Source organism: Rhodococcus sp. TAF43 (assembly GCF_052113525.1).
Lineage (GTDB): Bacteria > Actinomycetota > Actinomycetes > Mycobacteriales > Mycobacteriaceae > Prescottella.
The window spans coordinates 22,181-30,539 of record NZ_JBFRDL010000056.1 but is presented as its reverse complement, the minus strand read 5'-3'; the positions used below and the strand labels follow the sequence as shown (position 1 = coordinate 30,539).

Genomic DNA, 8,359 nt, shown 5'->3' with positions numbered 1-8,359 from the left:
CCCCGATCGTCATGAAGGACGGGGTACCACTCGACCTCGGCCGCACCACCCGCACCGTCTCGAAGAAACAACGCCGAGCCCTCGTCGCCCGCGACAACGGCTGCGCCTTCCCCGGCTGCGGCGCACCACCCGCCCACTGCAAAGGCCACCACGTCAAACACTGGGCCGACGGCGGACCCACCGACCTCGACAACCTCGTACTCCTGTGCCACTACCACCACCGACTACTCCACCACTCGCACTGGCAAGTCGAGATCGGCCCCGACCGCCACCCGTGGTTCACACCACCGAGTTCGGTCGACCCCTACAAGAAGCCCATCCCGGCACACAACCGGGCCGGACCACGCGCAGCATAGGCGCATGTTTCCCGAGAGCCGTCCGTCAGGCGCGGAAGGTCTACTCCCGCGTGATCGACAGCGTCACCTTCGTGCCCGCCTTGAGCGTGCGGCCGACGGTGCAGACCTTGTCGACCGAACGCTCGACGAGTGCGATGAGGCGTTCCTGTGCCTCCGCGTCGAGTTCGCTGAGGTCGAGTTCGAGAACCTCGTCGAGCTGCGGGTAGACCTCGTTCTCGCGGTCCGCGGCACCGGAAACCCGGATGGTCGCGTCGTAGTCGTCACCCAGTCGGCGGGAGAGCGGGAAGTCGGAGCTCATCCCGGAACAGGCCGCGAGCGCGATCTTCAGCAGCTCACCGGGGGTGAAGACCCCGTCCACGGATTCCGATCCGATGCGCACCTCGGCCCCGCGGGAACTGCGTCCCGTGTAGAGGCGGGTACCGGTGCGCTCCACCCACAGTTCGGTGGGCGCGGGGGCAGGAGTCTGTTCAGCCATGAGTGGAGATCCTGCCATCCGCCGGGGCCTCGTCCCACACCTGGATGCCCGAGATCTCGGGCAGATCGTCACGCTGGAAGGATGGATCCTTGCCGGCCGCACGCTGACTGGTGTAGTGCTTGAAGAGCAGGAACGCGATGCCCGAGAGCGGCAGCAGCGCCGCGAGATTGACGGTCGCCATCACGCCCATGACCAGATCGGCCAGCCCCCACACGAGCGGCAGCGAACCGATGGCGCCGGCGAACACGCACACGACGACCAGTGCGCGGAAGCCGTTGAGCACGCGCCGGGACCCGGTGAGGAACTCGATGTTGGTCTCGCCGTAGTAGTAGTTGCCGATCACCGAGGTGAACGCGAGGAAGAAGATCGCGACGGTGAGGAAGTGCACGGTCCAGCCGCCGAGCTGCGCGCTGAGGGCGTTCTGGGTCAGCGACGCACCCGCCCTGGTGCCGTACTCGGGATTCGACAGCAGGATGATGAACGCCGTCGCCGTGCACACCAGCAGCGTGTCGAAGTACACGCCGAGACTCTGAACCAGTCCCTGCTTGACCGGGTGCGACACCGCCGCGGTGGCGCCCGCGTTCGGCGCCGAGCCCATGCCCGCCTCGTTCGAGAACAGGCCACGACGGATGCCGTTCATGAAGGCTGCCGCGAACCCGCCACTGACCACCTCGCTGATGCCGAACGCGTTCTCGACGATGAGCCGGATCATCCCGGGCACCTCGGTGATGTTGAGCGCGACGACGACGAGCGCGAGCACCAGGTACCCGCCCGCCACCACCGGCACCACCACCTGCGAGACCGACGAGATCCGGCGCACGCCGCCGAAGATCACCGCCGCGGTGAGCGCGGCGACGACGAGTCCGACGGCCACCGCGATGCCGCGGCCGTCCGAGTCGAGCGAGGTCGACACCGCGTCGACGATCGAGTTGGTCTGCACCGCGTTGAAGACGAAGCCGTAGGTCACGGTGATCACGACCGCGAAGATGACACCCATCCATCGGCGGCGAAGTCCGTGCAGCATGTAGTAGGCCGGTCCGCCGTGGAACCCGCCGTCCTCGTCGCGGACCTTGTAGACCTGTGCGAGCGTCGACTCGATGAATGCGCTCGCGGCGCCGATAATCGCCATCACCCACATCCAGAACACCGCGCCGGGCCCACCGACGCTGATCGCAATCGCGACGCCGGCGATGTTTCCCGTCCCCACGCGGGACGCCGCGGAGATCGAGAAGGCGCGGAACGCCGAGATTCCCTTGCGCCCGTCGGGAAGCGTCTCAGCGGGTTCCGCCACCGACCGCAACATGTCCGGCAGCAGCCGCACCTGGACGAATCGGGAGCGAACGGTGAAGTACAGCCCCAACCCGACGAGCAGCGCGATGACGACGTACCAGTACGTGTCGTTGATGTCGGTGACGACGTCCACAAGAGAGTCCACTCCTGGGACTATGAAGGACGACCGTCCCCGACGCCAGTCCGAAACCGACCGGTAGCGCTACTCCTGGAACCGGTATCCCATCCCGGTCTCGGTGAGCAGATGCCGCGGCTTGGACGGGTCCACCTCAAGTTTGCGCCGCAACTGGGCAAGGTAAACCCGCAGGTAGTGGGTCTCGGTGGCGTACGCCGGACCCCACACCTCACGGAGCAACTCCTTCTGCCCCACGAGCTTGCCCTTGTTGCGGACGAGCATCTCGAGCATCCCCCATTCGGTGGGCGTCAAGTGCACCTCGGCCCCATCTCGCGTGACTTTCTTCGCTGCCAGGTCCACCGTGAACGAGTCGGTGACGACCACCGGCTCGCTGGTCTCCGCCGCTGCCGCACCACGCCGGACCGCGGCCCGCAGACGGGCGAGGAACTCGTCCATTCCGAACGGCTTGGTGACGTAGTCGTCGGCGCCGGCGTCGAGGGCCTCCACCTTGTCCGACGAGTCGGTCCGGGCCGACAACACGATGACCGGCGCCGTACACCAGCCCCGCAGTCCGGCGAGGACCTCGATGCCGTCCATGTCGGGCAGGCCGAGATCGAGCACCACCACCTCCGGGTGCCGCTCTGCCGCCGCCCGCAGGGCAGCCGCGCCGGTCGAGGCTGTCGTGACCTCGTAGCCGCGCACACTGAGGTTGATCCGCAGTGCGCGCAGAATCTGTGGTTCGTCGTCGACCACCAGTACCCGCGTCATCGAACGCCTCCCCCTTCATCGGCCGACTCCACCGAGTCTCCCGAGTCTGCCGCCAGTTCGACCACCATGGTCAGGCCGCCGCCCGGCGTGTCCGTCACACCGACCGTGCCCCCCATCGCCTCCACGAATCCCTTGACCACCGACAAACCGAGCCCCACTCCTATCGTGTTGTCCCGATCGCCCAACCGCTGGAAGGCGTCGAACACCTGATCCTCGGTGCCGCGTGCCAGGCCGGGCCCCGTGTCGGCGACGGTGATCGTCATCCGGTCCCCCACTCGGGCCGCACCGATCCGGACGGGTTCGTCGGGTGCATAGCGCAACGCGTTGTCGACGAGGTTCGCCAGGACTCGCTCGAGCAGGCCGGCGTCGGCCATCACCACGGCGTCCCCCACCTCGACCTTCACCTGGTCCCGTACACGTCGCGCCGAGGCTGGCCCGCCGAACCCGGCGCCGACGAGGGCCCGGTGAACCACCTCTTCGAGGTACACCCGCCGCAGCGTCGGCTTCACCACGCCGGCCGCGAGCCGCGACGAGTCGAGCAGGTTGCCGACGAGCGCGGTGAGCTGATCCGTCGACTCCTCGACGGTGGCCAACAGTTCGGCGGTGTCCTCGGGCGAGAACTCGATGTCGTCGCTGCGCAGGCTCGACACCGCCGCCTTCACTGCGGCGAGCGGGGTGCGCAGGTCGTGGCTGACTGCCGACAGGAGCGAGCGGCGCAGCCGATCGGCCTCCGCGAGGGCGTTCGCCTGGCTGGCCTCCTCCGCGAGCTGCCGCTGCCGGATCAGGCCGACAGCCTGGTTGGCCACGGCACCGAGCACCTTGCGGTCCCGGGCGCCGAGTTCACCGCCCGCGAGCAGCAGGGTGTACTCGCCGTCGCCCGCCTCGCACGCCGTTCCGGCCTCGTCGACGGTGCCCGGCGCCGACGTGCCCGCCGAGCTGATGACGCCCTCACCGCGCCGGATGACGCTGACACCGGTCTGCGAATAGGTTTCCCGCACCTTCTCGAGAAGCGCCGGAAGATCCGCGCCGCGCAGCACCGACCCCGCGAACAGTGCCAGCAGCTCGGCCTCCTGCGACGCCCGACGCGCCTCCCGGGCGCGCTTGGCGGCGGCGTCGACCAGCACCGCGACGGCGACCGCCACCACCAGGAGCACGATCGTGGTGATGAAGTTGTCGGGCTGCGCGATCGTGAAGCTGTAGAGCGGTGCGGTGAAGAAGTAGTTGAGCAACAGCCCCGAGATGAGGGCCGACAGGATCGCCGGCCCCACACCGCCGAGCAGCGCCACCGCCAGCACGACGACGAAGAACAGCGCGTTCTGCCCGCCGACACCGGCCACCCTGTCGATCACGGCCATGAGCACGGCCGCGAGCGACGGCACGACGACGGCGGCCAGCCACGACATCAGCCTCCGTTCACCGCGACCCAGGATCGAGATGCGGTGTCGGGTCGCGGCCTCGTCGTGCGTGACCATGTGGACGTCGATCTTCCCGGACTGCTGGACGATCGACGCACCGATGCCCTCGTCGAGGATGCGGGCCCACCGGGAGCGCCGGGAGGTCCCGATCACCAACTGGGTCGCGTTGACCTCGCGGGCGAACTCGAGCAGCGTCGTGGGGACGTCGTCGCCGACGACGCTGTGCAGGCTCGCTCCGATGCTCCCCGCCAGTTTGCGGACCCTGCCCATCTCGGCTGCGGCGACGCCCTCGAGGCCGTCGCCGCGCACGACGTGCACGACCATCAGCTCGGCGCTGGCCTTGTTCGCGATGCGGCTCGCCCGCCGGACCAGGGTCTCCGATTCGGGGCCGCCGGTGACCGCCACGACCACCCGCTCGCGGGCCTCCCACGTGTCGGTGATCTTGTTCTCGGCACGGTACTTCGCGAGCGCGGCATCCACCTGGTCGGCCACCCACAGCAGCGCGAGTTCACGCAGGGCCGTGAGGTTTCCGCGCCGGAAGTAGTTCCCCAGCGCCGCATCCACCTTCTCCGCGGAGTAGACGTTTCCGTGAGAGAGCCTGCGTCGCAACGCTTCCGGCGTGATGTCCACGAGCTCGACCTGGGTGGCGGCACGCACCACCTCGTCGGGGACGGTCTCCTGCTGCACCACGCCGGTGATCTGCTGGACGACGTCGTTGAGGCTCTCGAGGTGCTGGACGTTGAGTGTCGAGAGCACATCGATGCCGGCGTCGAGCAACTCGTAGACGTCCTGCCAGCGCTTCTCGTTGCGGCTGCCCGGGGTGTTGGTGTGCGCGAGCTCGTCGACCAGGACCACCGCCGGGCGCCGGGCCAGCACGGCCTCGACGTCCAGTTCCGGCATCGCGGTGCCCCGATACTCGATGTACTTGGGTTCGATGACCTCGAGACCTGAGAGCTGCTCGGCGGTACGGGCGCGGCCGTGGGTTTCCACCACGGCCGCGACCACGTCTCCGCCGCGCTCGCGGCGTCGGTGCGCCTCGCCGAGCATCGCGTAGGTCTTGCCGACACCCGGCGCCGCACCGAGGTAGATCCTCAGCTCGCCTCGGCGACGACTTCGCCGCTCACCGAGGGGCGGCGCACCGGGCTTCTCGGAACTGCTCACACCGCCATCATTCACCCGAGGACGCCGCACCGCATCCAGGCGCGGTGAGACCGAGCGCGAGGTTGAGTTCGAGCACGTTCACCCGTTCCGCGCCGAGGAACCCCAGCTGGCGGCCCTCGGTGTACTGGGCGACGAGGTCACGGACGCGGTCCTCGCTCAGACCGTTGGCCGCGGCGACCCGTCGAACCTGCAGCGCCGCATACTGGGGCGAGATGTGCGGGTCGATACCGGACCCGGATCCCGTCACGGCGTCGACCGGCACGTCCTGCGGTGTCACGCCCTCGCGCTCGGCGACCGCGGCGCGCCGCTCCTCGACGAAGCGCGCGAGCACCTCGCTGCTCGGCCCCTGATTGCTCGGCAGGGCCGCGGCCGGGTCACCGGGCGCGAAGGGATCGTCGTTCGCGACCGAGCCGACGACCCGGTTGTGGAAGAACGGATCCGGCTCACCGGCCGCCACCTGCGAGTCGACCCCGATCCAGCGACTGCCCACGACGCAGCCTGACGCGTCGGACACCGGCGAGCCCTCCGCCGATCCCGAACTGATTCGTCCGACGCCCCACACCGCGGCCGGATACAGCACACCGACGATCGCGGTCAACGCCAGCAGGACCAGCAGTCCCGCCCACACCTGCTTGAGAAATCCGATTGCGAATCTCATTGGTCGATCACCCGATTCCAGGAACGAGACGGACGAGAAGGTCGATCAGCCAGATGCCGACGAAGGGGGTGATGACACCGCCGAGACCGTATATCAACAGGTTTCGTCCGAGCAGCTTCGACGCCGCCGCCGGCCGGTAGCGAACTCCCCTGAGGGCCAGCGGGATCAGGCCGACGATGACGAGGGCATTGAAGATCACTGCCGACAGGATCGCGGACTGCGGGCTCGCGAGGTGCATGATGTTGAGCACCGCGAGCTGTGGGTAGATGCTGCTGAACAGCGCCGGCAGGATCGCGAAGTACTTCGCGAGGTCGTTGGCGAGGGAGAAGGTCGTCAGGGCGCCGCGGGTGATCAGCAACTGCTTGCCGATCTCGACGACCTCGATCAGCTTGGTGGGATCCGAGTCCAGATCCACCATGTTGCCGGCCTCCTTGGCCGCCGACGTCCCGGTGTTCATCGCGACACCGACGTCGGCCTGCGCCAGCGCCGGGGCGTCGTTGGTGCCGTCGCCGGTCATCGCGACCAGGCGCCCGCCCTCCTGTTCCGCGCGAATCCGTTCGAGCTTGTCCTCCGGCGTGGCCTCGGCCATGAAGTCGTCGACCCCGGCCTCCTCCGCGATCGCCCGAGCGGTGAGCGGGTTGTCACCGGTCACCATGACCGTGCGAATACCCATGGCCCGCAGTTCCGCGAACCGCTCCGCGATGCCCGGCTTGACCACATCGGTCAACGCGATCACGCCGAGAACCGTCGCGGTTCCCTGCTCGGCCACGGCGACGACGAGCGGCGTGCCGCCCCCGAGGGCCACCTTCTCCACGGAATCGGTGACAGCGGGATCGACCACGGCGCCGTAGCCGGCCACCCAGGCCAGCACCGCGTCGCCGGCGCCCTTGCGGATCTGCTGCGAACCGACCGGGGTCGCGAGATCCAGTCCGCTCATCCGGGTCTGCGCGGTGAAGGGCACGAACTCGCCCCCACGCTCGTCCTCCGACGAGTCGGCCGCGAGCCCGAACCGGTCGGCACACAGGTCGACGATGCTGCGCCCCTCGGGAGTTCCGTCGGCGAGACTCGACAGCCTTGCGGCCGAGGCCAGTTCGATGTCCGAACGGCCCGGTGCCGGGTACAGCGCCGTCGCGCGACGGTTGCCGAAGGTGATGGTGCCGGTCTTGTCCATCAGCAGCGTGTCGATGTCGCCGGCTGCCTCCACCGCCCGACCTGACATCGCCAGGACGTTGCGCTGCACGAGGCGATCCATGCCCGCGATACCGATCGCGGACAGCAGCGCACCGATCGTGGTGGGGATCAGGCACACCAGCAGGGCGATCAGCTTGATCGGATCCTGCTCCTGACCGGCGTACTGCCCCATCGGGCCGATCGCGACCACCGCGAGCAGGAAGATGATCGTGAGCGACGCCAGCAGGATGTTGAGCGCGATCTCGTTGGGCGTCTTCTTCCGGGACGCCCCCTCGACCAGTGCGATCATCCGGTCGACGAACGACTGGCCGGGCGCACACGTGATCCGTACGACGATCCGGTCCGAGAGGACCGTCGTGCCACCGGTCACCGCACACCGGTCACCTCCCGATTCCCGCACGACGGGAGCGGATTCGCCGGTGATGGCGGACTCGTCGACGGTCGCGATGCCCTCGACGACGTCCCCGTCGCCGGGGATCGACTGTCCGGCCTCGACGACGACGGTGTCGCCGATCGCGAGCTGGGTGGCGGATACCTCCTCGATCGCCCCGGACAGGGTCAGCCGTCGAGCAACCGTGTCCTGCTTCACCTTTCGTAGGCTCGCCGCCTGGGCCTTGCCGCGGCCCTCGGCCACCGACTCGGCGAGGTTGGCGAACAGCACGGTGAACCACAGCCAGGCGGTGATCAGCCACGAGAACAGCGTGGGCTGCGCGATCGCCATCACCGTGGTCACGACGGACCCGACCAGGACGACGAACATCACGGGGTTCCGTGCCTGATGGCGCGGATCGAGCTTGCGCACCGCACCCGGGAGCGACGTGATCAACTGGCGCGGGCTGAAGATTCCCGCCTTGACGGGCGAGCGTCCGTGAGCAGCGTCTTCGAGGGTCACGTCGGGTACGACGTCGATCGGTTTCACGTTCATGTCAG

General features: G+C 68.6%; 7 protein-coding genes. 1 reads left to right on the top strand and 6 read right to left on the bottom strand.

All coding sequences use genetic code 11. From position 1 onward, the window contains the following. The coding region (locus AB4Z09_RS25310) for an HNH endonuclease (protein WP_442240941.1) at window positions 1-356 on the top strand (356 nt) is incomplete at its 5' end. A 40-nt stretch (window positions 357-396) separates the two neighbouring features. Here the strand turns inward: AB4Z09_RS25310 and AB4Z09_RS25305 are convergent. The 6 genes from AB4Z09_RS25305 to kdpB are packed head-to-tail and all read right to left on the bottom strand — an operon-like array spanning window position 397 to window position 8,354. Next, entirely contained in the window at window positions 397-831 is a 435-nt protein-coding gene (locus tag AB4Z09_RS25305; RefSeq protein ID WP_174911599.1) for an OsmC family protein, read from the bottom strand. Then, a complete protein-coding gene (locus AB4Z09_RS25300; RefSeq protein WP_174911602.1) occupies window positions 824-2,266 on the bottom strand; it encodes an alanine/glycine:cation symporter family protein in 1,443 nt (480 codons plus the stop codon). The genes AB4Z09_RS25305 and AB4Z09_RS25300 overlap by 8 nt, the downstream gene beginning before the upstream one ends. Window positions 2,267-2,323: 57 nt before the next feature. Further along, complete coding sequence (locus AB4Z09_RS25295; protein WP_114722475.1) at window positions 2,324-3,004, bottom strand: response regulator; 681 nt, start codon at window positions 3,002-3,004, stop codon at window positions 2,324-2,326. Continuing rightward, window positions 3,001-5,580, bottom strand: a complete 2,580-nt coding sequence (locus AB4Z09_RS25290) for a sensor histidine kinase (protein WP_114722476.1) — start codon at window positions 5,578-5,580, stop codon at window positions 3,001-3,003. Before AB4Z09_RS25290 ends, AB4Z09_RS25295 begins: the two co-directional genes overlap by 4 nt. A gap of 7 nt (window positions 5,581-5,587) precedes the next feature. After that, complete coding sequence (locus tag AB4Z09_RS25285) at window positions 5,588-6,238, bottom strand: potassium-transporting ATPase subunit C (protein ID WP_442240940.1); 651 nt, start codon at window positions 6,236-6,238, stop codon at window positions 5,588-5,590. 7 nt (window positions 6,239-6,245) lie between these two features. After that, window positions 6,246-8,354 carry a potassium-transporting ATPase subunit KdpB gene (gene kdpB / locus AB4Z09_RS25280; RefSeq protein ID WP_114722478.1) on the bottom strand — a complete coding sequence of 703 codons (2,109 nt, stop codon included), beginning with the start codon at window positions 8,352-8,354 and terminating at the stop codon, window positions 6,246-6,248. Between the last annotated feature and the right edge of the window lie 5 nt (window positions 8,355-8,359).

Coding starts and splice junctions, on each gene's coding strand:
- kdpB (WP_114722478.1), bottom strand. CDS start 8,354: ATGAACGTGAAACCGATCGACGTCGTACCCGACGTGACCCTCGAAGAC.
- AB4Z09_RS25285 (WP_442240940.1), bottom strand. CDS start 6,238: ATGAGATTCGCAATCGGATTTCTCAAGCAGGTGTGGGCGGGACTGCTG.
- AB4Z09_RS25295 (WP_114722475.1), bottom strand. CDS start 3,004: ATGACGCGGGTACTGGTGGTCGACGACGAACCACAGATTCTGCGCGCA.
- AB4Z09_RS25305 (WP_174911599.1), bottom strand. CDS start 831: ATGGCTGAACAGACTCCTGCCCCCGCGCCCACCGAACTGTGGGTGGAG.